Annotated in this window: 24 protein-coding genes, 2 tRNA genes and 1 other RNA gene; 11 read left to right on the top strand and 16 right to left on the bottom strand. The window is 53.4% G+C overall.

Features of this window, described 5'->3' with window-relative positions:
* The first annotated feature begins 123 nt into the window (after positions 1-123).
* The gene (mdoC, locus tag USF70_RS03820) at positions 124-1,263 is read left to right on the top strand and encodes a glucans biosynthesis protein MdoC (protein WP_039261736.1); all 1,140 of its coding nucleotides are present in this window, start codon (positions 124-126) and stop codon (positions 1,261-1,263) included.
* Between the two features lie 33 nt (positions 1,264-1,296).
* Here mdoC and ymdB read toward each other — a convergent pair whose 3' ends face one another.
* From ymdB to csgB, 5 genes are all read right to left on the bottom strand, one after another.
* Positions 1,297-1,839, bottom strand: coding sequence for an O-acetyl-ADP-ribose deacetylase (ymdB, locus tag USF70_RS03815; protein ID WP_023311113.1), 543 nt, complete (start codon positions 1,837-1,839; stop codon positions 1,297-1,299).
* A 106-nt stretch (positions 1,840-1,945) separates the two neighbouring features.
* Entirely contained in the window at positions 1,946-2,266 is a 321-nt protein-coding gene (locus tag USF70_RS03810) for a type 1 fimbrial protein (protein WP_033145186.1), read from the bottom strand.
* 164 nt (positions 2,267-2,430) lie between these two features.
* The gene (csgC, locus tag USF70_RS03805; protein WP_033145185.1) at positions 2,431-2,763 is read right to left on the bottom strand and encodes a curli assembly chaperone CsgC; all 333 of its coding nucleotides are present in this window, start codon (positions 2,761-2,763) and stop codon (positions 2,431-2,433) included.
* 61 nt (positions 2,764-2,824) lie between these two features.
* A complete protein-coding gene (csgA, locus tag USF70_RS03800) occupies positions 2,825-3,277 on the bottom strand; it encodes a curli major subunit CsgA (RefSeq protein ID WP_033145184.1) in 453 nt (150 codons plus the stop codon).
* A 41-nt stretch (positions 3,278-3,318) separates the two neighbouring features.
* The gene (gene csgB, locus USF70_RS03795) at positions 3,319-3,774 is read right to left on the bottom strand and encodes a curli minor subunit CsgB (RefSeq protein WP_033145183.1); all 456 of its coding nucleotides are present in this window, start codon (positions 3,772-3,774) and stop codon (positions 3,319-3,321) included.
* Positions 3,775-4,537: 763 nt separating this feature from the next.
* Between csgB and csgD the strand changes: the two genes are divergently transcribed.
* Genes csgD through csgG form a run of 4 tightly spaced genes read left to right on the top strand, consistent with a single transcriptional unit; the run spans position 4,538 to position 6,879 of the window.
* The gene (csgD, locus tag USF70_RS03790; protein ID WP_021240790.1) at positions 4,538-5,188 is read left to right on the top strand and encodes a biofilm master transcriptional regulator CsgD; all 651 of its coding nucleotides are present in this window, start codon (positions 4,538-4,540) and stop codon (positions 5,186-5,188) included.
* Between the two features lie 4 nt (positions 5,189-5,192).
* A complete protein-coding gene (gene csgE / locus USF70_RS03785; RefSeq protein WP_033145182.1) occupies positions 5,193-5,582 on the top strand; it encodes a curli production assembly/transport protein CsgE in 390 nt (129 codons plus the stop codon).
* Between the two features lie 23 nt (positions 5,583-5,605).
* Positions 5,606-6,019 carry a curli production assembly/transport protein CsgF gene (gene csgF, locus USF70_RS03780; protein ID WP_008500846.1) on the top strand — a complete coding sequence of 138 codons (414 nt, stop codon included), beginning with the start codon at positions 5,606-5,608 and terminating at the stop codon, positions 6,017-6,019.
* 26 nt (positions 6,020-6,045) lie between these two features.
* Positions 6,046-6,879 carry a curli production assembly/transport protein CsgG gene (csgG, locus tag USF70_RS03775; RefSeq protein WP_025755858.1) on the top strand — a complete coding sequence of 278 codons (834 nt, stop codon included), beginning with the start codon at positions 6,046-6,048 and terminating at the stop codon, positions 6,877-6,879.
* Positions 6,880-6,921: 42 nt separating this feature from the next.
* Here the strand turns inward: csgG and USF70_RS03770 are convergent, their stop codons facing one another.
* From USF70_RS03770 to ghrA, 4 genes are all read right to left on the bottom strand, one after another.
* A complete protein-coding gene (locus USF70_RS03770) occupies positions 6,922-7,404 on the bottom strand; it encodes a DUF1097 domain-containing protein (RefSeq protein WP_074399111.1) in 483 nt (160 codons plus the stop codon).
* 96 nt (positions 7,405-7,500) lie between these two features.
* Positions 7,501-8,055, bottom strand: a complete 555-nt coding sequence (locus tag USF70_RS03765; protein ID WP_029740002.1) for a molecular chaperone — start codon at positions 8,053-8,055, stop codon at positions 7,501-7,503.
* Positions 8,056-8,076: 21 nt separating this feature from the next.
* Positions 8,077-8,814: a phosphatase gene (locus tag USF70_RS03760; protein WP_033145179.1), complete on the bottom strand. Its 738-nt coding sequence runs from the start codon at positions 8,812-8,814 to the stop codon at positions 8,077-8,079.
* A gap of 84 nt (positions 8,815-8,898) precedes the next feature.
* Positions 8,899-9,837 (bottom strand): glyoxylate/hydroxypyruvate reductase GhrA, encoded by a 939-nt coding sequence (gene ghrA, locus USF70_RS03755; protein WP_064672266.1) that lies wholly within the window; start codon positions 9,835-9,837, stop codon positions 8,899-8,901.
* A 232-nt stretch (positions 9,838-10,069) separates the two neighbouring features.
* Here ghrA and USF70_RS03750 point away from each other — a divergent pair.
* Positions 10,070-10,157: transfer RNA gene (locus tag USF70_RS03750), tRNA-Ser, on the top strand.
* Positions 10,158-10,304: 147 nt separating this feature from the next.
* Here the strand turns inward: USF70_RS03750 and USF70_RS03745 are convergent.
* Positions 10,305-11,210, bottom strand: a complete 906-nt coding sequence (locus tag USF70_RS03745) for a LysR family transcriptional regulator (protein ID WP_320735287.1) — start codon at positions 11,208-11,210, stop codon at positions 10,305-10,307.
* Between the two features lie 109 nt (positions 11,211-11,319).
* Between USF70_RS03745 and USF70_RS03740 the strand changes: the two genes are divergently transcribed.
* The 4 genes from USF70_RS03740 (at position 11,320) to USF70_RS03725 (ending at position 13,285) form a co-directional block, all read left to right on the top strand.
* Positions 11,320-12,180 carry a pirin family protein gene (locus tag USF70_RS03740; protein WP_320735286.1) on the top strand — a complete coding sequence of 287 codons (861 nt, stop codon included), beginning with the start codon at positions 11,320-11,322 and terminating at the stop codon, positions 12,178-12,180.
* Positions 12,181-12,200: 20 nt separating this feature from the next.
* A complete protein-coding gene (locus USF70_RS03735; RefSeq protein ID WP_320735285.1) occupies positions 12,201-12,878 on the top strand; it encodes an isochorismatase family protein in 678 nt (225 codons plus the stop codon).
* A gap of 137 nt (positions 12,879-13,015) precedes the next feature.
* Positions 13,016-13,103, top strand: a tRNA-Ser gene (locus USF70_RS03730).
* A 44-nt stretch (positions 13,104-13,147) separates the two neighbouring features.
* A non-coding RNA gene (locus USF70_RS03725) (RtT sRNA) lies at positions 13,148-13,285 on the top strand.
* Between the two features lie 199 nt (positions 13,286-13,484).
* Here the strand turns inward: USF70_RS03725 and phoH are convergent.
* From phoH to efeU, 4 genes are all read right to left on the bottom strand, one after another.
* The gene (gene phoH, locus USF70_RS03720; RefSeq protein WP_024908976.1) at positions 13,485-14,273 is read right to left on the bottom strand and encodes a phosphate starvation-inducible protein PhoH; all 789 of its coding nucleotides are present in this window, start codon (positions 14,271-14,273) and stop codon (positions 13,485-13,487) included.
* Between the two features lie 500 nt (positions 14,274-14,773).
* Positions 14,774-16,057: an iron uptake transporter deferrochelatase/peroxidase subunit gene (efeB, locus tag USF70_RS03715; RefSeq protein ID WP_033145174.1), complete on the bottom strand. Its 1,284-nt coding sequence runs from the start codon at positions 16,055-16,057 to the stop codon at positions 14,774-14,776.
* 5 nt (positions 16,058-16,062) lie between these two features.
* On the bottom strand, positions 16,063-17,190 hold the full coding sequence (efeO, locus tag USF70_RS03710; RefSeq protein WP_320735284.1) for an iron uptake system protein EfeO: 1,128 nt from the start codon (positions 17,188-17,190) through the stop codon (positions 16,063-16,065).
* A gap of 40 nt (positions 17,191-17,230) precedes the next feature.
* A complete protein-coding gene (efeU, locus tag USF70_RS03705) occupies positions 17,231-18,064 on the bottom strand; it encodes an iron uptake transporter permease EfeU (protein ID WP_033145172.1) in 834 nt (277 codons plus the stop codon).
* Between the two features lie 251 nt (positions 18,065-18,315).
* Here efeU and USF70_RS03700 point away from each other — a divergent pair, with 251 nt between their 5' ends.
* Positions 18,316-19,500: a NupC/NupG family nucleoside CNT transporter gene (locus USF70_RS03700; protein ID WP_029740188.1), complete on the top strand. Its 1,185-nt coding sequence runs from the start codon at positions 18,316-18,318 to the stop codon at positions 19,498-19,500.
* 70 nt (positions 19,501-19,570) lie between these two features.
* On the opposite strand, the gene USF70_RS03695 is transcribed toward USF70_RS03700, so the two are convergent.
* Positions 19,571-19,990 carry a DUF3574 domain-containing protein gene (locus USF70_RS03695; protein ID WP_028019107.1) on the bottom strand — a complete coding sequence of 140 codons (420 nt, stop codon included), beginning with the start codon at positions 19,988-19,990 and terminating at the stop codon, positions 19,571-19,573.
* A 116-nt stretch (positions 19,991-20,106) separates the two neighbouring features.
* Positions 20,107-21,615, bottom strand: coding sequence for a sodium/proline symporter PutP (putP, locus tag USF70_RS03690; protein ID WP_033145171.1), 1,509 nt, complete (start codon positions 21,613-21,615; stop codon positions 20,107-20,109).
* Positions 21,616-22,035 lie beyond the last annotated feature (420 nt).

Here is a 22,035-nt window from a genome sequence, read left to right as displayed (position 1 = left end):
CGCTATTCACTTTGCGTGCTTATCCTGGAGACAGGGTGTCGGTCTTGGTGTAGGGTTGGCTTCGAATGTAACCATTATGAGTCTTAGGGATAAGACGAAAAGTCTGAGAATGCACAACGTTATATGAGCACAACACCAACAGAACGTGAATATTTCCTCGACTCGATCAGGGCCTGGCTGATGCTACTGGGGATCCCCTTTCACATTTCGCTGATTTACTCAAGCCACACCTGGCATGTGAATAGCCAGATGCCCTCCTGGTGGCTGACGCTGTTTAATGACTTTATTCACGCCTTCCGTATGCAGGTGTTCTTCGTCATATCCGGCTATTTTTCTTACATGCTGTTTCTGCGATACCCGCTCAAGCGCTGGTGGAAAGTGCGCGTAGAGCGCGTGGGGATCCCCATGCTGACCGCAATTCCACTGCTGACGCTGCCTCAGTTCATTATGTTGCAATACGTCAAAGGCAAAGCGGAGAACTGGCCGAACCTTACGCTGTATGAAAAGTACAATACGCTGGTCTGGGAGCTGGTGTCTCACCTGTGGTTCCTGCTGGTGCTGGTGGTGCTCACAACGGTGAGCCTGTTGATTTTCAGCCGCCTGCGCCACCGTCTGAGTACAAAAGCCGACACCTTCTTCGCCAACGTTACGATGGGCAAACTGTCTGTGCTCTTCTTGCTGTTGGGGATTGCCTATGCCGCCGTGCGACGGACGCTGCTTATCGTCTATCCGCCGATTTTGAGCGACGGGTTATTTAATTTTGTGGTGATGCAGTCCCTGTTCTACATTCCGTTCTTTTTAATCGGCGCGCTGGCCTTTATTCATCCGAAGCTTAAATCGCTGTTTGTCACCCCGTCACCGTGGTGCGCGCTGGGGGCAAGCCTCGCGTTCGCGGCCTATCTGCTGAATCAGCGCTACGGCAGCGGCGACGCCTGGATGTATGAAACGGAAAGCGTGATCACTATGCTGCTGGGGCTGTGGATGGTGAACGTCGTATTCGCGCTGGGACACCGCTTGCTGAACTTTAAGTCCAGCCGCGTGACCTACTTCGTTAATGCGTCACTGTTTATCTATCTGGTGCATCACCCGTTGACGCTTTTCTTCGGGGCTTACATCACACCGCACATCGCCTCCAACACGCTGGGCTTCTTTACCGGGCTGGTGTTTGTTGTAGGGGTGGCAATCGTACTCTACGAAATCCATCTGCGGATCCCGCTCCTGCGCTTCCTCTTTTCAGGAAAACCACAGGCAAAAGCCTCATAAATCACGCGGCGCATCAGATGCGCCGCGTTTGCATCAGCTCTCCAGCTCTTGTCTGCGCTGAGTCAGAAGCCGCTGATAAAGATGCGTGGTGTCGTCGTCGAAACAGACAAAAATCACCTTCTCTGGCAGCGGTTTTAGCGACAAATAGCGGTAAACCGTTTCAACGGCGATCGTTGCGGCAGCGGCCTTAGGGTAACCATACACGCCGGTGCTGATCGCCGGAAACGCCATCGTTTTATAACCGTTGTCGGCGGCCAGTCGCAGACAGTTCCGGTAAGCCTCTTCCAGAATACTCGCTTCGTGCTGATCACCGCCATGCCAGACCGGCCCTACCGCGTGAATTACCGCTCTCGCAGGCAGATTGCCCGCCAGCGTAATCACCGCGTGACCGGGAGGACATTCGCCCTGCTGTTGCCGCACGGTTTTACAGGCTTCCAGCAGCTGCGGTCCGGCAGCCCGGTGGATAGCCCCGTCCACGCCGCCTCCCCCCATCAGGGAGGGATTGGCCGCATTGACGATAACGTCGACGTGCACTGTCGTAATATCGCCATGAATAATTTCAATTTGCGGTTTCATAAAGCCCCTCTGCAACCCGCCATTTTCTTAAGTGTATCGCAGAGGAGACCGGGAGAAAAAACTATCAGAAAAAATCCTCATCCATCGCAGGGCGGGAGAGCGCGCATTAGCGATACTGGATTTCGACAACCGCGAGCGTTTTTTCAGGATTAAGGTATTTCATATTGAGCGTTGCCACGTTTGAGTCGCTCACTTTCCCGTTAAGCGCCTCTTCATAGCTGACCATACGCGTTTGCATACGGTTATTATCTGGACATGACATGGCAAACTGTTGCTTCTGGGGAGTGACTTCACAGGGGTCGGCGACAATGGCACCGCGAAAATGAATGACACCGCCGTCAACAACCGTGGCCGAATAAGCCGGGATACTCAAAGCAGAAACGACCAGACCCAGACCTGCCATGAGTCGAGCAAAATAGTTGTTCATTATAGGTACTCCTCAATGAAAATCGTCCATGAGGGGTAAACGCGCTTCATTTATTATGACAAACGAAGTTTCACGTTACGGAACATAACGACCTGGTCCCTGATATCAGCATAGCTCAACGGCCCAGACCCGCCACATTCCCAACCTATTGATTTCATGAACGTTTAGAGCGAGCGTTCCGCTGGCGACCACTGTTGTGATAAATGCAGCGATTTACCGTCTGAAACGGTGACAACGATTTTTACCGTGTCTCCCGCATTAATATTTAAACTCAGGCGCATTAAATCAATCGTCTGATTAGCGGGTATAAAAAGTGTGTTTTGCTGCCGGGAAGAACTTTGTCCCCCCTGCCCTTCTCGCACAGAAACAATCTGAACCTGACAATCACACGACTGCGCCAGAGTGACCTGAGGAACAATGGTGGTCATATTTTCCTGCTGTGACGTTTTGAAGGTTATCTGGCTGGAAAGCGCGGCGAGTAGAATTAAGGTATTCATGATGAACTCCCGAAAAAAAACAGGGCTGATGCCCTGTTTTTTTGTAGCACAGATTTCAGTATCAGTACTGATGAGCTGACGCGTGGTTACCAAAACCGATCTGGGTAACGTTAACAGTCGAGTTGGACGCAGTCTGGTCTACGAGTGCACCGTTAAAGCCGCCGGACTGGCTAACGTTCATAACGGATTTTTTACTGTTCCACTGATCAAGTGTCGCACTGTTGCCAAAACCTTTCTGGGTCAGGTTGATTTTACTGTCATCAGAGCCCTGACCAACGTCAGCACCGTTAAAGCCGCCGGTCTGGCTAATATTCAGGACGGAATTTCTGGCGTCTGTCTGCAGGGCAACCGCGGAGTTACCGCCACCGTTCTGATAAATATTCAGAGTTGAATTTGGGCCACTGTTTCCACCATGACCATGTCCATGACCCCATCCGCCCTGATTAATAGAACCCGCCATAGCACTACCAGAAACTACGATTGCTGCAAGTGCTGCCACTTTGATAAATTTCATGGTAAACCCCCATCGGATTGATTAAAGTCGTCGCGAACGCGCTAATGTTGAATAACGTTAATCGCCATTTGCGACTGTTTCTGCACTACAACTGCGGTTTTCTGCGTACCGTACTGCGTAATATTTGCTCTATTACCCGACCCTTTCTGGATAATTTTCGCGCTATTACCGTATCCATCTTGCGTAATACCTGCATCATTCCCGTTACCGCTCTGATCGATCCAGGCTAAATTGTAACTCCCTGATTGATCAACTCTCGCTCTGTTACCCGCCCCATCCTGAGATACAATGGATAAGAGTCTTGAACCGTCCTGGCTAACCTCAGCGTTATTGAAAACGCCCCGTTGACCAATAATGGCTGCCTGATTGAGTGATGAAAGACTTAATTCGTTAACCGCAAAGTTATATTCAGCATTTGCCAAATCTGAATTCGCTGCGGTTACAAATCCAGGCGCACCCAGTAATGTAAACATCATAATTAACGATGTGTTTTTCATGTTGTCACCCTGGACCTGGCTATTTAATCACGCCATAACCCTATAACAATGCTACTTGTTAAAACGACTCGTATTGTGTTAACGCGTCGTTACGGTGAAGAGTATGTCCGCTGAAACATTTTAAATATCTCACCCGCGCGGCTTATTTTTATTTATCGGCTCACCACAAAGTCGTAATTTACATCAAAAATCACTTTAATCAGGTCAGCTTATATTTTTTATTAAGCAGGTCTTGCGATCGGGTTGTACAACGGGATGAAGGCTGTCCAGGCGTCATCCCGCGTTGTTTAAACGTAACGGCTGGAGATCATTTTTCTCAGTGCGTGACACGACGCCTGTTTTCTTAAGCCAGGCAGCAGCCCATTCATGGGCTTAGAAATAATCTGAAACTCATACTTAATTACTGCTGCGTAAAAATAACAAATAATCTCAAAAATCAATCACATAAAAATATTTGTATGATTTTTAAAATCTGTGCACATCTATTTATATGTACAACTTTTTCATGAATTATTACCATTAACAACAAGCAGTTTTCACAAATTAATATTGATTTTTACATTATGTTACACGTTTAACACTTGCTTTAAACTTCGTAAAAGCTAGATTGAAATTAGATGTACGAAATTGGTTTTATATTTACCTCCCTGTGGAGATTATGGTCTGATTCTACACACAGCAGTGCAACATCTGTCAGTACTTCTGGTGTCCTCTAATAAACAGGAGGACAGCTGCCAGGTGCCAAAAAAAGTGGGGTTTCATCATGTATAATGAAGTCCATAGTTTACATGGTCATACATTACTGTTGATCACAAAACCTTCTTTGCAAGCGACAGCGTTATTACAACATTTAAAGCAATCTTTATCACTGAACGGGAAATTGCATAATATTCAACGTTCTTTTGATGATATTGCACCTGGCAGCATCATTCTTTTCGATATGATGGAAGCTGATAAAAAGCTTATCCATTACTGGCAAGATATTTTAAGCAGGAAAAACAATAATATCCGCGTGCTATTGTTGAATACGCCTGATGAATATCCTTTCAGAGATATTGAAAGCTGGCCGCATATCAATGGCGTGTTCTACGTCACGGAAGAAGAAGACCGGGTGGTAGAGGGGCTGCAAGGTATATTGCGCGGAGAGTGTTATTTTTCGCAAAAGCTTGCCAGCTATCTCATCACGCACTCCGGAAATTATCGCTATAACAGTTCAGAGTCCGCACTGCTCACGCACCGTGAGAAAGAGATCCTGAACAAGTTACGCATTGGTGCTTCAAATATTGAAATCGCCCGTTCGTTATTTATCAGCGAAAATACGGTAAAGACGCACCTTTATAATCTTTTCAAGAAGATAGCTGTTAAAAACCGAACTCAGGCTGTTTCGTGGGCAAACGATAACCTCAGGCGTTAATCACATGAAGCGCACGTTGAGTTGGATCGCCGCAGCGAGTTTCCTGCTCGCTGCCGGGAATCTGAAGGCCGTCGAGGTCGAAGTTCCCGGATTGTTAACAGACCACACTGTCTCATCGGTCGGGCACAGTTTTTACCGCGCCTTCAGTGACAAATGGGACAGTACCTACACCGGAAATATAACAATCAACGAGCGGCCAAGTGCACGATGGGGAAGTTGGATAACAATAACGGCTAATCAGTACGTTATTTATCAAACGTTTTTATTCCCGACCAAAATAGACTTCGATAAAAACGTAGCCTTAGCACTGGCACAATCAGAAGACGCTATTAATCGCCTGCAAATAGATAAAGCCCTATTAAGCACCAGCGATTTAGCAAAAGACGAGTTCTAGCGAACCGATATGCGGAGGCTGTCATGCGTATTGCATATGCAGTTGTTTCGATAATGCTGATAACACCCATAAGCTGGGCCGGAAACATGACGTTTCAGTTCCGTAACCCTAACTTTGGCGGTAACCCTAATAACGGCGCGTTCCTGCTGAACGAAGCCCAGGCGCAAAACTCCTATAAGGATCCCAGCTTAAAGGATTTTAGCGTTGATACCCCGTCCGCACTGGACAACTTCACTCAAGCTATTCAGTCGCAGATTTTAGGGGGGTTACTGACCAACATTAATACCGGTAAACCCGGCCGCATGGTGACCAACGACTTTATCGTTGATATCGCCAATACTGACGGACAGCTTCAGTTGAACGTGACCGATCGTAAAACCGGAAGAATCTCCACCATTCAGGTTTCCGGTCTACAAAGTAATTCAACTGACTTTTAAACAATAGCTAAATAAGGACAACGATCATGCAGCGCTTCCTGATATTTGTTGCAGTGTGCTTATTGAGCGGTTGTTTAACTGCTCCACCTAAAGAAGCTGCAAAACCGACATTAATGCCTCGGGCCCAGAGTTATCGTGATTTAACGCATTTACCTTCACCGACGGGGAAAATATTTGTCTCCGTATACAACATTCAGGATGAAACCGGGCAATTCAAACCTTACCCGGCAAGTAACTTCTCCACGGCTGTGCCGCAAAGCGCCACCGCCATGCTGGTTACCGCGCTCAAGGATTCGCACTGGTTTATTCCGCTGGAACGTCAGGGGCTCCAGAACCTGTTGAATGAACGCAAAATCATTCGTGCCGCTCAGGAAAATGGCACCGTCGCGGACAATAACCGCATGCCTCTGCAATCTCTGGCGGCAGCGAACGTGATGATCGAAGGATCGATTATTGGCTACGAAAGTAACGTTAAGTCGGGTGGTGCAGGAGCTCGTTACTTCGGTATCGGTGCGGATACCCAGTACCAGCTTGACCAAATCGCCGTGAACCTGCGTGTGGTTAACGTCAGTACAGGCGAAGTGCTCTCTTCGGTGAACACCAGCAAAACCATTCTGTCTTATGAAGTGCAGGCAGGGGTATTCCGCTTCATCGATTACCAGCGTTTGCTGGAAGGTGAAATTGGCTACACCTCTAACGAGCCGGTCATGATGTGCCTGATGTCAGCCATTGAAACCGGCGTGATCTTCTTAATCAACGACGGTATTGACCGCGGGCTGTGGGATCTGCAAAACAAAGCAGACGTGCAGAACCCGATACTGGTGAAATACCGCGATATGTCAGTCCCTCCGGAATCCTGACAGGAAGCGCATAAAAAGGCGAGATGATTATCTCGCCTTTTTTTATTCGCTCACCGCAGTGATGTTTTGCGCTTTTCCCCGTCGCGACGCCAGCCAAAGACCGCTGTTTTTCATGGCATAGCCAAACAGCAACCCCAGCGCCAGGGAGGGAACCACCAGCTTCCAGTCACCCTGCCCTGCAAAGGTCGCGCACGCCCCCATAAAGGTCCCCGGCACAAATGAAAGCAGCAGATGCTTAGCCTGGATGCACATTAAAAAGGCAACGACACCCGTCATGACATACCCCAGCATCTCCAGATGCGGCGCCAGCGCGCTGCCCTTCATGATCACCAGCGCCCAGATAACACCGCTCATCAGTGTGCAGCCAGAGATAAAGAGCCCTTTGACGCCCCCCTGCGGACAGGCAAAATAGGCGGTGCAGCCGAGGAACCCGGCCCAGCTGAGCAATCCGAGAGACACGGCTACCCATCCCCAGAGTCCGGAGAGAATACCTGTCGTTAGTGCGATACAAAGTAATATATTCATGGCGCGCATCTTAGCAGATGCGCACTATAGAAATGAGATCAGAAGCACATTACGTGCAAGTTGAAATGTTGAGTTGCAGAATTTATGTGATCTAAATCACTCTTCGTTCTCTTCTTCCAGCTCATCCCACATTGCCGCGATAGCGTCGCGGGTCAGCGGAGCCAGCGTTCTCCAGAATGGCGAGGTGGCATGCGCTTCGACTTTACCCAGGAATGTCCCGACCCACGGCAGCAGGTACGTTTCGAACAGGGTTTCGATGGCTTCATTCTCATCATCACCGGCGTTGTCTTCGATCCAGGACGCCGCCAGCAGCAGCGTACCGATATGATCGGCTGGCGTGTCGCTCAGCGGCATACCGCGCGTGGAGAGGAACGCGCGGACTTCCGCTTCCGTTGCGCCTTCCTGCCAGGCTGAACGGTATGGCGAAACGCGGCACTCATCGCCGACGAACAGCGCATTGTAGTCCGTCGCAATCTGCTGCATGTCGCAGCTTTTTTGCAGACGTTCCAGTAAATCATCCTGTTCCAGCGGCCAGTTCTGCGCCAGTTTGCCTTCACGAATTAACGTAAAGAGCGGAACCAACAGCGGGTCTTGCGGCTGGCGATAATAGAGCGTACCCAGCACGCGGCAGAGGATGGAAAACTCGTTCATTTTTATGATTCCATTACACAATTAAAGATCGGCAAATTCGGCTATCGGTTCCATTCCGCGCGACTCGAGGAAATCGAGCATGCGGCGTGGGGTCACGTTCAGGATTTGCGCTTCCGGGAAGTTAACATCATTCAGCACTTTCAGGCACTCGCTGAAATCGCCCAGCGTAAACGCGGTATGAGAGTCTGAGCCCAGCGCCACCATGCCACCTGCGTCACGCACGGCGGCAGCCACTTCGCGACAGTTGGCTTCACTGCCCTTACGCGAGTGCACAAAAGAGGAGTTGTTAATCTCCAGCGCCACGCGGTGCTTCGCTGCCGCCTGCGCGACAGCCTGAATATCAATCGGATACCTCGGGTTACCGGGGTGGCTGATAATGTGCACATTGCCGCTGGCAATGGTGGCAATCATCGCCGCGGTGTTGGTGTCTTTATCCTGAGGCGGGAAAACCGGCTCATGAAAACCGGCGAGGATAAGGTCAAGAGACGTCAGCATCGGGCCGGTGCAGTCGATCTCACCGTCGGTATTTTTGATGTTCGCCTCAATGCCGCGCAGTATCCCAATGCCGTCCACCAGACGTGGCCAGATCCGCATATTCACAAAATGCCAGTAGTGCGGCGCATCCGCCATGTCCGGGCCATGATCGGTGATCGCGAACAGCTTGATGCCTTTAAGCTTCGCCTGGGCGATATAATCATGGAGGTTGCTATACGCGTGGGTGCTGGCGACGGTGTGCATATGCAGGTCAACGGGATACATCTCTCTCTCCTCTGCGGTTTTTCCAAAGGATAGCAGTTATCAGCGGCGAATATTAGCAAAAACCCGGCGAACGCCGGGTTTCTCTCAGTAGCCGCGCTGTCTGTCGACCTGTCCGGTGACCGCGTTACCCTTTTCCATTTCGCTGATGGTATGGGATATATACGCCACCGCTTCTGCCGGACGCGTCACGGCAGCCACGTGCGGGGTCATCGCCACGCGCGGGTGCGCCCACAGCGGGCTTTCCGCGGGCAGCGGCTCACGGCTATAGACATCCAGCATGGCGCCTTTTAGCTTTCCGCTGTCCAGCGCCTTCAGCAGATCGCCTTCCACGACATGGACCCCGCGCGCCAGGTTCATCAGGTAGCTCTGGTCGACGAGCTGATTGAGCAGGGCTTCATTGATGATCCCTACCGTTTCCGCCGTGTTTGGCAGCAGGTTAATAAGCACGCGTGTCCCTTTCAGGAATGCAGGAAGCTCATCCGTTCCGGCAAAACTCTCAACGCCCGGATAATCCTTGCGGCTGCGGCTCCAGCAGCGCAGCGGGAATCCCCACGGGGCAAGCGCTTCGGCCACTTTTGAGCCCAGCACGCCCGCACCGAGTATGCCGATCGTAAAGTCTTCGCGATGGTACTCCGGCAGCGGCTCCCAGTGGGCTCGCTGTTTAAAGGCCTGATAATCATCAAAGCGGCGGAACCAATGCAGTACCTGGCTCACGGCATATTCCTGCATTTGCTGGCCCATTCCGGTATCTTCCAGGCGGAAAAGGGGGATCTCTTCCGGCAGCATTTCAGGGTGTGCCTTCAGTTTGCTCAGAATGGAATCCACGCCGGCTCCCAGGGCAAAAACGGCCTTCAGCTTGCGGCCCTGGAGCATTTCTACCGGAGGATGCCAGACCAGCGCATAGTCAGCATGTTCATTATCGCCACGCTTCCACTCGCGAACGCGTGCGCCGGGTAACGCCGCCGAAAGCGCCTTGATCCAGTATGCCGTATCAAACGTGGGGTGATAGAAAAGTATATCCATAGTCATTCCTGCCTTTTATTGCGCTGATTTATTTTGCTTTTTCACTGGACGGTCAGCATAACAAATTTATAGCGCAACTGTGTTGCTGATAAAAAAGACGCTTTCAGCACATTTAAGAATCATGTTGCCTGAAGTTTGTCTAAACGCGCTAAATTACTGAAAAAGTGAGTTGACGGCAGTTCGGCTTTTCCTTACATTAGCGCCCGTCCCGGCAACAACGGGATGACAATATGGTGAGGTGTCCGAGTGGCTGAAGGAGCACGCCTGGAAAGTGTGTATACGGCAACGTATCGGGGGTTCGAATCCCCCCCTCACCGCCATATTTAAGATGAGAGCTCGTACGAAAGTACGGGCTTTTTTCTTTTATATTCTCCGTAAAGGGGGGGATGAGAACCCCCGGTGCTATATGCAGCTCGGTGCGGCCTGAGCCCCTCACCCTGCCCCTCTCCCCAGGGGAGAGGGAAGTGTTACTCTTCCACCATCCGCGCATACTCTTCGGTCAGAAAATCCACCAGCGTCCTGACGGACGGCAGCAGGCCGCGCCGCGAAGGATAAACCGCGTGAATCACTTCGCGTCGGGGTTCCCACGCATCCAGCACCCGTACCAGTTCCCCCGTCGCCAGCTGGTCCTTGACCATCAAAATCGGCAGCTGCACCACGCCGATGCCTGCCATGGCAGCTTCACGTAGCGCCAGCATGTCGGTGGTGATCAATCGAGGGTGGTAATGGATCTCCGCTTTGGCACCTCCGGGACCGGACAGCTCCCATTTATGAATATGTTTCCCCTCGTTCATGCTTAACCCGGGCCAGGCACATAGTTCAGACGGCATGACGGGTTCTCCCATGCGTTGAATCAACTCCGGACCCGCGACCAGACAATGTCCCCTGTCAGCCAGCACCCTTAATACCAGGTCGCTGTCATCAAACGGACGCGGACGCACGCGGATCGCCACATCAATACCTTCGCCAACAAGATCGACCCGCCGGTTGGTCGCCTCAAGCTGAAGATTGATCCCGGGGTAGCGCGCCATAAATCTGGCCAGCATCGGACCCACGTGGACATGCAACAGAGTTATCGGGCACGTAATCCTGACAACACCGCGCGGTTCAGCCTGCAGTGCCGCCACGGCTTCCTCCGCGGCCTCGGCCTCCACCATCATCGCTTTACAGTGCTGGTAGAAGGTCTGCCCGACCTCGGTCACCGTAAACTGTCGGGTTGTACGGTGGATGAGCCGCACGCCAAGGCGTTCTTCCAGCTGCGCTATCCGGCGGCTTAGCCTGGACTTTGGCAGATCAAGCGCCCTTCCCGCCGCCGCAAAGCCGCCGTAGTCCACCACCTTCACAAACCAGACGAAGTCATTGAGATCCTGCATAAATCCTCATCGTTCCATTTTCAGAACAGTGAATGCCAATTTCACTATCTACCGGAGTATTAACTCTGAATATAAGCTAATTACATCAACAGAACATCAGGAGTTAATCATGAAAAACGTAACAGGCGTTTATACCGCTCCCCGCCAGCACTGGGTTGGCGATGGTTTCCCGGTCCGTTCGATGTTTTCTTACCAAACCCACGGCGAGCCGCTGAGCCCGTTCCTGCTGCTGGACTACGCGGGCCCGTACAGCTTTCCGGCAGATGGGGCGAAACGCGGCGTAGGCCAACACCCTCACCGGGGTTTTGAAACGGTCACCATCGTCTATTCCGGTGAAGTGGAGCATCGCGACTCCACGGGCAAAGGCGGCGTCATTGGCCCCGGCGACGTGCAGTGGATGACGGCAGGTGCAGGCATTTTGCACGAGGAATTCCACTCCAGCGCGTTCTCGCAGAAAGGCGGAGAACTGAAAATGATGCAGCTTTGGGTCAACCTGCCGGCCAAAGACAAGATGGCGGCACCGGGCTACCAGAGCATGACGAAGGATGCGATCCCGGTCGTGACGCTACCGGATAACAGCGGTTCGCTGCGGGTTATTGCCGGTCGCTACGAGGCTGTAACCGGCCCGGCGCACACCTTCTCACCTCTCAACGTCTGGGACATCGCGCTGAACCTGGGAAGCCATCTGACGCTCAATCAGCCCGAAGGCTGGAGCACCGCGCTGGTCGTGCTTGAAGGCAACATTACGGTGAACGGTACAACGCAGGCGGGTGAAGCCCAGCTGGTCGTTTTGAGTCAGGAAGGCGACAAACTGCACCTGGAGGCGAACAGCGATGCCAAAGTGCTGCTGATGGCGGGCGAGCCGCTGAATGAACCCATCGTGGGCTATGGCCCGTTTGTGATGAACAGTAAAAGCGAAATCAACGAAGCCATTCGTGATTTTAATTCCGGCCGCTTCGGCCAGATCTGAAATTAATAAAGGAGAAGATAATGTCTACACCTGCGAATTTTAATGGCGCACGTCCGGTTATTGATGTGAACGATGCGGTGATGTTGCTTATCGATCACCAGAGCGGTCTGTTCCAGACCGTTGGGGATATGCCAATGCCGGAACTGCGCGCCCGTGCGGCTGCGCTGGCAAAAATCGCGACTCTGGCGAAGATCCCTGTGATCACCACCGCGTCCGTCCCGCAGGGACCGAACGGACCGCTTATCCCGGAGATCCACGCCAACGCGCCGCATGCGCAGTATGTTGCCCGTAAAGGCGAGATCAACGCCTGGGATAACCCGGATTTTGTTGCTGCGGTGAAAGCGACCGGGCGCAAGACGCTGATTATCGCGGGCACTATCACCAGCGTCTGCATGGCCTTCCCGTCAATCAGCGCGGTGGCGGACGGCTATAAGGTGTTTGCGGTGATTGATGCCTCCGGCACCTACAGCAAAATTGCGCAGGAGATCACCCTGGCGCGCGTGGTGCAGGCCGGTGTGGTTCCGATGGATACGGCGGCGGTGGCCTCTGAGATCCAGAGAACCTGGAACCGTGAGGACGCAGCCGAGTGGGCTGAGGTGTATACCCACATCTTCCCGGCTTACCAGCTGCTGATCGAAAGCTACGGCAAAGCACAGGAAGTAGTTAAAAACAGCGAAGTGCTCGATTCACAGCGTTAATTACCCGTGCTGCGACAAGAGCTGATTAAGGCTTAACCGAACGAGCACGAATACAGAAAATCTGCTTGACCGTGTTAGCGCAACTCCCTATAGTAGCGCCCCGTTGCCCCCCAAGCGGTCAGGCAGCAAAAAAATATGGTGAGGTGTCCGAGTGGCTGAAGGAGCACGCCTGGAAAGTGTGTATACGGCAACGTATCGGGGGTTCGAATCCCCCCCTCACCGCCATATTTAAAGAAGAGCTCGCATGAAAATGCGGGCTTTTTTTTCGCATGTTGCACGCCTGCGGGGGGATGAGAATCCCCGACCGGGGTTCGACAACTGGTGACAGCCAGTTGGACAGACTGAGAGCGTAGCGAACAGTCTGCCCGCAGGGCGAGCGAAGCGAGTCAATCCCCCCCTCACCGCCATATTTAAAGAAGAGCTCGCATGAAAATGCGGGCTTTTTTTTCGCATGTTGCACGCCTGCGGGGGGATGAGAATCCCCCGGTGCTATATGCAGCCCGGTGCGGCCTGAGCCCCTCACCCTGCCCCTCTCCCCAGGTGAGAGTGGATAAAAAGCACAAAAAACAAAGCCCGGTTTCCCGGGCCTTGAACACAACAGCAAACTCAATAATACGCTTGAAGCGTGCGCTGACAGAGCGCGGAACGCACGCAGTCCTCTTTGGTGAAGCGTACCACCCCAATCATCTCATCTTCCTCAAAACGTGACATGGCGTCGCTCAGCCCGGATTTCACGCCGGATGGCAGGTCACACTGGGTAATATCGCCGTTAACGATAACCGTCACGTTCTCCCCGAGGCGCGTTAAAAACATCTTCATTTGCGCAGCGGTCACGTTCTGAGCCTCGTCAAGAATGACGACCGCATTTTCAAATGTACGTCCGCGCATATAGGCGAACGGCGCGATTTCCACCTTGCCAATCTCTGGTCGCAGGCAGTACTGCATAAAGGATGCACCCAGTCGCTTCACCAGCACGTCATAGACGGGCCTGAAGTACGGAGCAAACTTCTCCGAAATATCTCCGGGGAGGAAGCCGAGATCTTCATCAGCCTGCAGTACAGGACGGGTAACAATAATGCGCTCCACATCCTTATGAATCAGCGCTTCCGCCGCTTTGGCTGCACTGATCCAGGTTTTCCCGCATCCGGCTTCACCGGTTGCAAAGATGAGCTGTTTACTCTCGATAGCATTCAGGTAGTGCGCCTGAGCCTCATTGCGCGCCACAATTGGAGAATTATCACGGCTGTCTCGGGCCATGCCAATTGCTTCTACGCCACTCATCTGCACAAGCGAGGTGACCGATTCTTCTTCACGCTGTTTATGGCTACGTGAATCCCGTCTCAGCACACGTTTTGCTTCGCGACGAGCTTTGATCACTGCTTTTTGTCTTCCCATGGATAGCACCTTGAGTTGTTGGTATTCATCACACGCGCCAGCTTCGGCACGATTATGCGCACGAACATCAGAGGGTTGGCTTCCTTGTAAGCCATTGCTTGCTTTATCGGATAACGATACGGAACAGCTACGCGCACCGTTCTGCACGTCGGTCGAATCAGATTCTTGAGGAAGGGGGGAGAATTTAGTGGTGAGGAAATCGCTGCCGGAGTCTGAGCCTCCGCGCCGGGTGCTGCGGTTGTTATGTTTACCTTGTCCAGTACAGGACGCAACCATTCGCGATCTCCATAGTGATTCAGCATCACTGCCGGGAACTACCGCTGTCTTATCTTAAGTACATCAGGAGTTATCATAAATGCAACATTTATTTTACCTGAATGCAACTTTTAAGACTGTCCCTACAGGTGAAATCAGTCTCATATAGAAATATTACAGAAATATAACAGGAGGATAGTCATATGAAAAAATAATGTCCCCGCGAACGGTTGCGGGGACAATTATCAGGCTTCAATAAGACCTTGAGCGAGGTACGCGTTCCGATCGCGCACGCCCGGCAGGGCAAAGAAATAGCCGCCGCCGATGGGCTTAATGTACTCTTCCAGCGCTTCGCCGTTGAGCCGCTTCTGCACGGTCAGGAAGCCTTTTTCCAGATCGTGCTGATAGCAGACGAACAGCAGGCCCATATCAAGCTGACCGGCGTTGGTCACGCCGAGCGAATAGCTGTAGCCACGACGCATCATCAGGCTGGACTGCGTCTCTTTGGTGCGCGGATTAGCCAGACGAATGTGGCTGTCCAGCGCGATGGTATCGCCATTGGGATCGCTGGCGTAGTCGGGCACGTCATGCTCGTTCTTCATGCCGAGCGGCGCGCCGCTTTGCTTATCGCGACCAAAGATCGTCTGCTGTTCTTTGAGCGGCGTGCGGTCCCAGAACTCCACGTGGAACTGGATAATCCGCACCGCCTGATAGCTGCCGCCCACCGCCCACGCCGGTTCGCCCTGATCCGCCGTCACCCATACCACGTCTTTCATCAACGCCGCATCGCTGCTGTCCGGGTTGGCCGTACCGTCCTTAAAGCCCAGCAGGTTCACCGGGGTCTCTTTCCCTTTACTGCGGGCGGCGTGGTCCGAGATAAAACCTTCCCGCTTCCAGCGCACGCTCAGCAGATCCGGCGTGTGCTTGATGATATCGCGCAGGGCGTGGATCACCGTGTCCTGAGTATTGGCGCAAATCTGCAGGAGCAGGTCGCCATGGCACAGCGCCGCGTCCAGGGAGTCATTCGGGAAACGCGTCATTTTCTGCAGCGCTTTCGGCTTCTGTTTTGCCAGCCCATAGCGCGCATCAAACAGCGACTCACCGAGCGAAACGGTAATGGTCAGGTTATCCGGGGCGATAAACGGCCCCAGAATGCCGGAGTCCATTGGCGGCAGACGCGGGTTCGGCGTATCGGGCGCCGGTCCGCCTGCGGTGAGAAACGCGATGCGCGTCGTCAGCAGGCGGAACAGGCGCTCCAGATCGGCTTTATCGCTGGCCAGCGAATCAAAGGCCACCAGCATCATGGACGCCTGCTGCGGCGTCAGGATGCCCGACTGATGCTCGCCATAAAATGGCTGCGTCTCCATGCGGGCATTGGGTGACAGCGTGCCGGGCGCGCTCTGCGGTTTCGCCGCATGCGCTACCGGACAGCCACCGGCCAGAGCAAGAGCGCCCCCCAGCGCCCCTACTCCTTTTAACAATCGACGACGTGAAGGCTCAACCACATCGTTCTCGTTATGCTTATTCATCGTGCTTAGTCCAGACCCAGTACGCCGCGCAGCAGAGAGAGATCTTCCGCCAGGGCGGTAATCGGGCCTTTCAGCGCGTTACGGTCGGCATCGGTCAGCTTGTCGTAGGTTTCAAACCCGTCTTTGGTACGGTACTTCGCCAGAATGGTGTCGACTTTTTTGAAGTTGGCATCCACTTTGGCCAGCAGTTCGCCGTTCTCTTTCTGCAGCTGTGGACGCAGCAGGTTAACAATTTTCTGCGCGCCGTCGACGTTGGCCTGGAAGTCCCACAGATCGGTATGGCTGTAGCGATCTTCTTCGCCGCTGATTTTGCTCGCGGCCACTTCTTCAATCAGACCAGCCGCGCCGCCCACCACTTTTGACGGCGGGAAGGCCAGCTCGCTGATGCGCTTTTGCAGCTCCAGCACGTCGCCGTTCAGCTGCTCGGCGTATTTCTCCATCCCTTTGGTGGAGTTGTCGCCAAACAGCGCTTTTTCCAGACGGTGGAAACCGGTGAATTTCGGATCGGCGGCTTTCTGCTCGTAATCGTCTTCGCGGGCATCAATGCTGCCATCAAGGTCAGAGAACAGTTCGGCAATCGGCTCGATGCGCTCGTAGTGCTGACGGGTTGGTGCATACAGGGATTTCGCTTTTTCGATATCACCGGCCTTCACCGCATCGGTAAAGGCTTTGGTTGCCGCCGCCAGGTCCGCCGTTTCTTTCGTGACATAGGCTTTATACGCCGTAATCGCGTCGCCCAGGCTCAGCACCGCAGCACCTTTCGCCGCATCGGCCGTCGCTTCACCTTTGACGATCAGCTTCCCTTTAGGGTTGGTCAGCAGGCCGCAGGTCATCTCATACTCGCCCGGCTGCAGGTTGGCGGTCATCTTCTGGCTGAAGCCAGGGGCGATGTTTTCGCGCTCCTCCACCACCAGAACCCCTTTCAGGATCTCCCACTCCAGCGCTTTCTGGCTGTGGTTCTGAATAATAAACTGGGTTTTGCCGCTGTTCACCGTGAGAGTCATCGGCTCACACTGCTTATCATTAACGGTGATTTTAACCTGAGGAACATCCGCGCCCCAGGCGGAGAATGCAGAAGCGAACAGCGCGGCAATGCCTGCGCATAACGCACTACGACGGAACTGAATTGCCATGACTCTTCCCTTTAAAAGTATGTTGTAACTAAAATAAAAATTATGGCGTAACGCGCGACGCCTGCGTGCCGGTACGCGGCGGCATTGCGAACAGCACCAGCGCCGGAACCAGATAGATAAAGTACATCGCCACTTCGCTGACGCTCGGCGTTTCCTGATAGCCGAAGATACCTTCGAGCAGGGTGCCGGTCAGAGAGTGCGTGGAGAGCACGTTGCTGAGGTCGAACGCCACGTCCTGGAAATGGTTCCACAGGCCCGCCTCGTGGAAGGCGCGAATCGCCCCTGCCGCCAGCCCAGCCGCCACCAGCAGAATAAACAGGCTGGTCCACTTGAAGAAGGCGCCCAGGTTCAGGCGAATACCGCCCCAGTAGAGCAGAAAGCCCAGCACAACGGCGGTTGCCAGCCCGAGCATCGCGCCAACCGGCGGCCAGATACCGACATCCTGCTGAAACGCCGCCAGCAGGAAGAAAACGGACTCCAGGCCTTCACGCGCGACGGCAAAAAAGACCATCATGATCAGCGCCCAGCCGTGGTTATTGCCCTTTTGCAGCGCATTATCCACCGCCTGCTCCAGCTGCACCTTCACGTTACGGGAGACTTTACGCATCCAGAACACCATCCAGGTCAGGATCACCACCGCAATCACGGCGACGATCCCTTCGAACAGCTCCTGCTCTTTCTGCGGGAACTCCCCGGTGGTTTCGTTGATGAGGATACCGAGGCCCAGACAGAGTGCCGCGGCAAGAAATACCCCGACCCACATGACGCCAATCCAGCGTCCGCGCTGGGTTCGCTTCAGATAGCTGGCGATGAGGCTCACGATAAGGGCAGCTTCAAGCCCTTCACGTAACATAATGAGAAATGGAACAAACATGCCGACACCTTAAATGTTTATCGCGGTCAACTGATGCAAAGAAAGGTAAATTCTTGTGATAGTGATTATCATTACGGCGAAAAGAAACACAAGCGAAATGTGTGGTGTTTTGATGACGAGTTGTAAACGCCGAGCCTGGTAATAGTTACATACGTTACGTTCAGGTTTATAAGTTATAACGAAAATGCCCATTTACGCTGGTACGGGGCTGTGGCTAAATATCCGCCTCAAACATCTGGTGAAAATTAATTATGTTTAAAATTGTCCATTTCCTGCTGGCGCTGGTCATTATTCTCGCGCTTGCCTGGCTGGTAAGTTTCGACCGCCGAAAAATTCGCATTCGTTATGTTTTACAGCTGATTGTTATTGAAATTGCGCTGGCGTTCTTTTTCCTGCACGCCGAAAGCGGGTTATTCCTGATTAAATATGTTTCCGGCTTCTTTGAGTCGCTGCTGAAATTTGCTTCGGAAGGGACCAATTTCGTCTTTGGCGGAATGGGGGAAAAAGGGCTGGCGTTCATTTTCCTCGGCGTGCTCTGCCCGATTATTTTTATTTCCGCACTGATTGGTATTCTTCAGCACTGGCGGATCCTGCCGATTTTTATTCGGGTCATCGGCACGCTGCTGTCAAAACTGAACGGTATGGGCAAGCTGGAATCCTTTAACGCGGTGAGTTCGCTGATCCTCGGCCAGTCGGAAAACTTCATTGCCTACAAGGGCGTGCTGGGCGATCTCTCCTCTCGTCGTCTCTTCACCATGGCGGCCACGGCCATGTCGACGGTCTCCCTGTCGATTGTCGGCGCCTATATGACCATGCTCGACGCCAAATTTGTCGTCGCGGCGCTGATTCTGAACATGTTCAGCACCTTTATTATTCTCTCCGTCATCAACCCGGCGCGCCCGGAAGCGGAGCCGGATATCAAGCTGGAAAAACTGCATGAATCGCAGAGCTTCTTCGAAATGCTCGGCGAGTATATTCTGGCCGGTTTTAAGGTGGCGATGATTATTCTGGCTATGCTGATCGGCTTTATCGCACTTATTAGCGCCGTTAACGCCCTCTTCTCCAGCGTATTTGGCATGAGCTTCCAGCAGATCCTGGGCTATGTATTTTATCCCCTGGCATGGCTGGTGGGTATTCCGCTGAGTGATGCCTTAAATGCGGGCAGTATTATGGCGACCAAGCTGGTGGCGAATGAATTTGTGGCGATGATTGAGCTGCAAAAAATCGCGCATCAGATGTCCCCGCGCGGGCTGGGCATTTTATCCGTCTTCCTGGTGTCCTTCGCGAACTTCGCGTCCATCGGCATTGTGGCCGGGGCGATTAAGGGCCTTAACGAGCAGCAGGGGAATGTGGTGTCGCGGTTTGGTCTGCGTCTGGTGTACGGCGCGACGCTGGTGAGCCTGCTGTCGGCGAGCTTTGCGGGGTTGGTGCTCTGATGCAATACCGGGTGGCGCTTCGCTTACCCGGCCTACAAAACAACAACGGCGGGATTTCCCGCCGTTTTTATTAGAACTGCACGCACACCGGCTGGTCGACGCGCATCACCGACTCCTGCGCGAAGCGTGATTTATAAATCCCGCGTAACGCTTCGATGTTCTTCTCGCTCTGCGCATCCTTACCGTGGATCAGCATCAGCGCTTTGCTGGGTTCACGCGCCACTTTCCCGTCGTTCCCCAGCCACTGCCCGCGCGCGTCAAACACCGTTAAGCCATCGCGGAAACGCGGCGTCACGTCCTGGTCAACAAACTGCTGCCACTCGTTGCTGGTGATTTGCGCCCCGGCAGGACGATTTAAGCCGAAATAGAGCGTGGTTTGCTGCATCTGGTTATCCGCCTTGCAGGTCTCTACAGCCGCGTGTTGCGATGGCGCCGTGCAGCCAGCGAGCATCAATAGTGCCGCTGCCATTACCCCTGTTTTGATTGTCATGCTTCGCTATCCTCATTGTTATAAGCACAGGGATATCACAGGAAATTACGGATTTTGGCAAGAAAAAAGCCGGGTGCGCTTGCGCTCACCCGGCCTGCATTGTGCTGCGAGAAAAATTATTCTGCCTGGAGCTTAGACGGCGGCGCAGTGTGGTAATGCGCGTCGGCTTCAGCAAAGCGTTTCTGCATGGAGGCAGACGGGGCTTTACCCAGCAGGCTGAACACCACGATGCCGATGCTGCCGAAGATGAAGCCCGGAATGATTTCGTACAGGCCCAGCCACGCGAACTGTTTCCAGACGATAACGGTCAGCGCACCGATAATCATCCCCGCCAGCGCGCCGTTACGGGTCATACGTGACCACATGACGGAGAACAGCACGACCGGACCAAACGCCGCACCGAAGCCCGCCCACGCGTAGCTCACGAGGCCCAGCACGCGGTTTTCCGGGTTGGCCGCCAGCGCGATGGCAATCAGCGCCACCAGCAGCACCATAAAGCGCCCTACCCACACCAGCTCTTTCTGGCTCGCATTTTTACGCAGGAAGGCTTTGTAAAGGTCTTCGGTGATCGCACTGGAGCAAACCAGCAGCTGACAGCTCAGGGTGGACATCACCGCCGCCAGGATTGCGGAGAGCAGAATACCGGCAATCCACGGGTTAAACAGAATTTGCGCCAGCTCGATGAACACGCGCTCGGCGTTCTGGTTGACCGCGCCCGCCTGCGCCGGGTTGTTGTTGAAGTACGCGATGCCGAAGAAGCCGACCGCACACGCCCCTGCCAGACACAGGATCATCCACGTCATGCTGATGCGACGGGCATGAACGATGGTGTGGTGGGAATCCGCCGCCATAAAGCGCGCCAGGATATGCGGCTGACCGAAGTAGCCCAGACCCCAGCCCATCAGCGAGACGATGGCCACGAAGTTCAGCCCTTTCAGCATGTCGACGTTTTCGATGCTCTTCTGCTTGATCACTTCCAGCGATTCGCCAAAGCCGCCAACGGTGAAAATCACAATCACCGGAGTCAGGATCAGGGCGAAGATCATCAGGCTCGCCTGCACGGTGTCGGTCCAGCTTACCGCCAGGAACCCGCCCACGAAGGTATAGAGGATGGTCGCCGCCGCACCGGCCCACAGGGCGGTTTCGTAGCTCATGCCGAAGGTGCTTTCGAACAGACGCGCGCCGGCCACGATGCCGGAGGCGCAGTAGATGGTGAAGAACAGCAGGATAACCACCGCAGAGATAATGCGCAGGATGCGGCTGTTATCTTCAAAACGTCCGGTGAAATAATCCGGCAGCGTCAGGGCGTTGTTGTTGGCCTCGGTATGCACGCGCAGACGGCCTGCCACCAGCTTCCAGTTGATCCATGCGCCCGCGGTCAGACCGATGGCGATCCAGCTTTCAGAGATACCGGAGATGAAAATCGCGCCGGGCAGCCCCATCAGCAGCCAGCCGCTCATGTCGGAGGCGCCCGCAGAGAGTGCGGTCACCATCGGGCCTAAACTGCGTCCGCCCAGAATGTAGTCGTCAAAGTTCTTTGTAGAACGCCACGCCAAAAACCCTATCAGGATCATGCCAAAAATATAAACGAGAAATGTCACCAGCATCGGTGTGCTAATAGCCATTCAAATTCTCCAAAATGTCGAGCGACAACCATCCGGGCTGCCTTGTTATATGATCACCGGAACGAGGTGAATGTATCTTGTGTTTCGGTTGGGCGCGCTATCCTGCCGTATGCGCCTTCCGCTGACAAACGATTTAACACTGCATTTACATCAATTTCATCCCCGGTTTGATACGAGTTTCCTATAGGTTGCACTCGCTCACGCTTTTACGGGTTGCACCTTTGAAAAGTGTTAACTACCGCATAAAACCAGGCTTCCCGCACAAAAGCCAGCGCGTTTTCCCAGCTAACTATTCGTTAACAATCCATTCATTTTCCGGGTTGCAAACCAGGTCACATTTAACACGGTTGCACAAAGTTGCAACATGGTGGATATTTCACGCTATCAACAGAACGCTATTACAGAACAACAGGAGCTTTG

This window comes from Enterobacter sp. 237C8, assembly GCF_034106865.1.
Classification (GTDB): Bacteria; Pseudomonadota; Gammaproteobacteria; order Enterobacterales; family Enterobacteriaceae; genus Enterobacter; species Enterobacter asburiae_B.
This window is presented reverse-complemented; position numbering and strand designations above follow the sequence as displayed.

Coding starts and splice junctions, on each gene's coding strand:
- USF70_RS03745 (WP_320735287.1), bottom strand. CDS start 11,210: ATGCAGGATCTCAATGACTTCGTCTGGTTTGTGAAGGTGGTGGACTAC.
- USF70_RS03770 (WP_074399111.1), bottom strand. CDS start 7,404: ATGAATATATTACTTTGTATCGCACTAACGACAGGTATTCTCTCCGGA.
- USF70_RS03760 (WP_033145179.1), bottom strand. CDS start 8,814: ATGTATCCCGTTGACCTGCATATGCACACCGTCGCCAGCACCCACGCG.
- csgA (WP_033145184.1), bottom strand. CDS start 3,277: ATGAAATTTATCAAAGTGGCAGCACTTGCAGCAATCGTAGTTTCTGGT.
- USF70_RS03735 (WP_320735285.1), top strand. CDS start 12,201: ATGTCTACACCTGCGAATTTTAATGGCGCACGTCCGGTTATTGATGTG.
- csgD (WP_021240790.1), top strand. CDS start 4,538: ATGTATAATGAAGTCCATAGTTTACATGGTCATACATTACTGTTGATC.
- csgE (WP_033145182.1), top strand. CDS start 5,193: ATGAAGCGCACGTTGAGTTGGATCGCCGCAGCGAGTTTCCTGCTCGCT.
- csgC (WP_033145185.1), bottom strand. CDS start 2,763: ATGAATACCTTAATTCTACTCGCCGCGCTTTCCAGCCAGATAACCTTC.
- mdoC (WP_039261736.1), top strand. CDS start 124: ATGAGCACAACACCAACAGAACGTGAATATTTCCTCGACTCGATCAGG.
- USF70_RS03740 (WP_320735286.1), top strand. CDS start 11,320: ATGAAAAACGTAACAGGCGTTTATACCGCTCCCCGCCAGCACTGGGTT.
- efeO (WP_320735284.1), bottom strand. CDS start 17,190: ATGGCAATTCAGTTCCGTCGTAGTGCGTTATGCGCAGGCATTGCCGCG.
- phoH (WP_024908976.1), bottom strand. CDS start 14,273: ATGGGAAGACAAAAAGCAGTGATCAAAGCTCGTCGCGAAGCAAAACGT.
- USF70_RS03700 (WP_029740188.1), top strand. CDS start 18,316: ATGTTTAAAATTGTCCATTTCCTGCTGGCGCTGGTCATTATTCTCGCG.
- csgG (WP_025755858.1), top strand. CDS start 6,046: ATGCAGCGCTTCCTGATATTTGTTGCAGTGTGCTTATTGAGCGGTTGT.
- ymdB (WP_023311113.1), bottom strand. CDS start 1,839: ATGAAACCGCAAATTGAAATTATTCATGGCGATATTACGACAGTGCAC.
- csgF (WP_008500846.1), top strand. CDS start 5,606: ATGCGTATTGCATATGCAGTTGTTTCGATAATGCTGATAACACCCATA.
- efeB (WP_033145174.1), bottom strand. CDS start 16,057: ATGAATAAGCATAACGAGAACGATGTGGTTGAGCCTTCACGTCGTCGA.
- USF70_RS03810 (WP_033145186.1), bottom strand. CDS start 2,266: ATGAACAACTATTTTGCTCGACTCATGGCAGGTCTGGGTCTGGTCGTT.
- putP (WP_033145171.1), bottom strand. CDS start 21,615: ATGGCTATTAGCACACCGATGCTGGTGACATTTCTCGTTTATATTTTT.
- USF70_RS03765 (WP_029740002.1), bottom strand. CDS start 8,055: ATGAACGAGTTTTCCATCCTCTGCCGCGTGCTGGGTACGCTCTATTAT.
- efeU (WP_033145172.1), bottom strand. CDS start 18,064: ATGTTTGTTCCATTTCTCATTATGTTACGTGAAGGGCTTGAAGCTGCC.
- ghrA (WP_064672266.1), bottom strand. CDS start 9,837: ATGGATATACTTTTCTATCACCCCACGTTTGATACGGCATACTGGATC.
- csgB (WP_033145183.1), bottom strand. CDS start 3,774: ATGAAAAACACATCGTTAATTATGATGTTTACATTACTGGGTGCGCCT.
- USF70_RS03695 (WP_028019107.1), bottom strand. CDS start 19,990: ATGACAATCAAAACAGGGGTAATGGCAGCGGCACTATTGATGCTCGCT.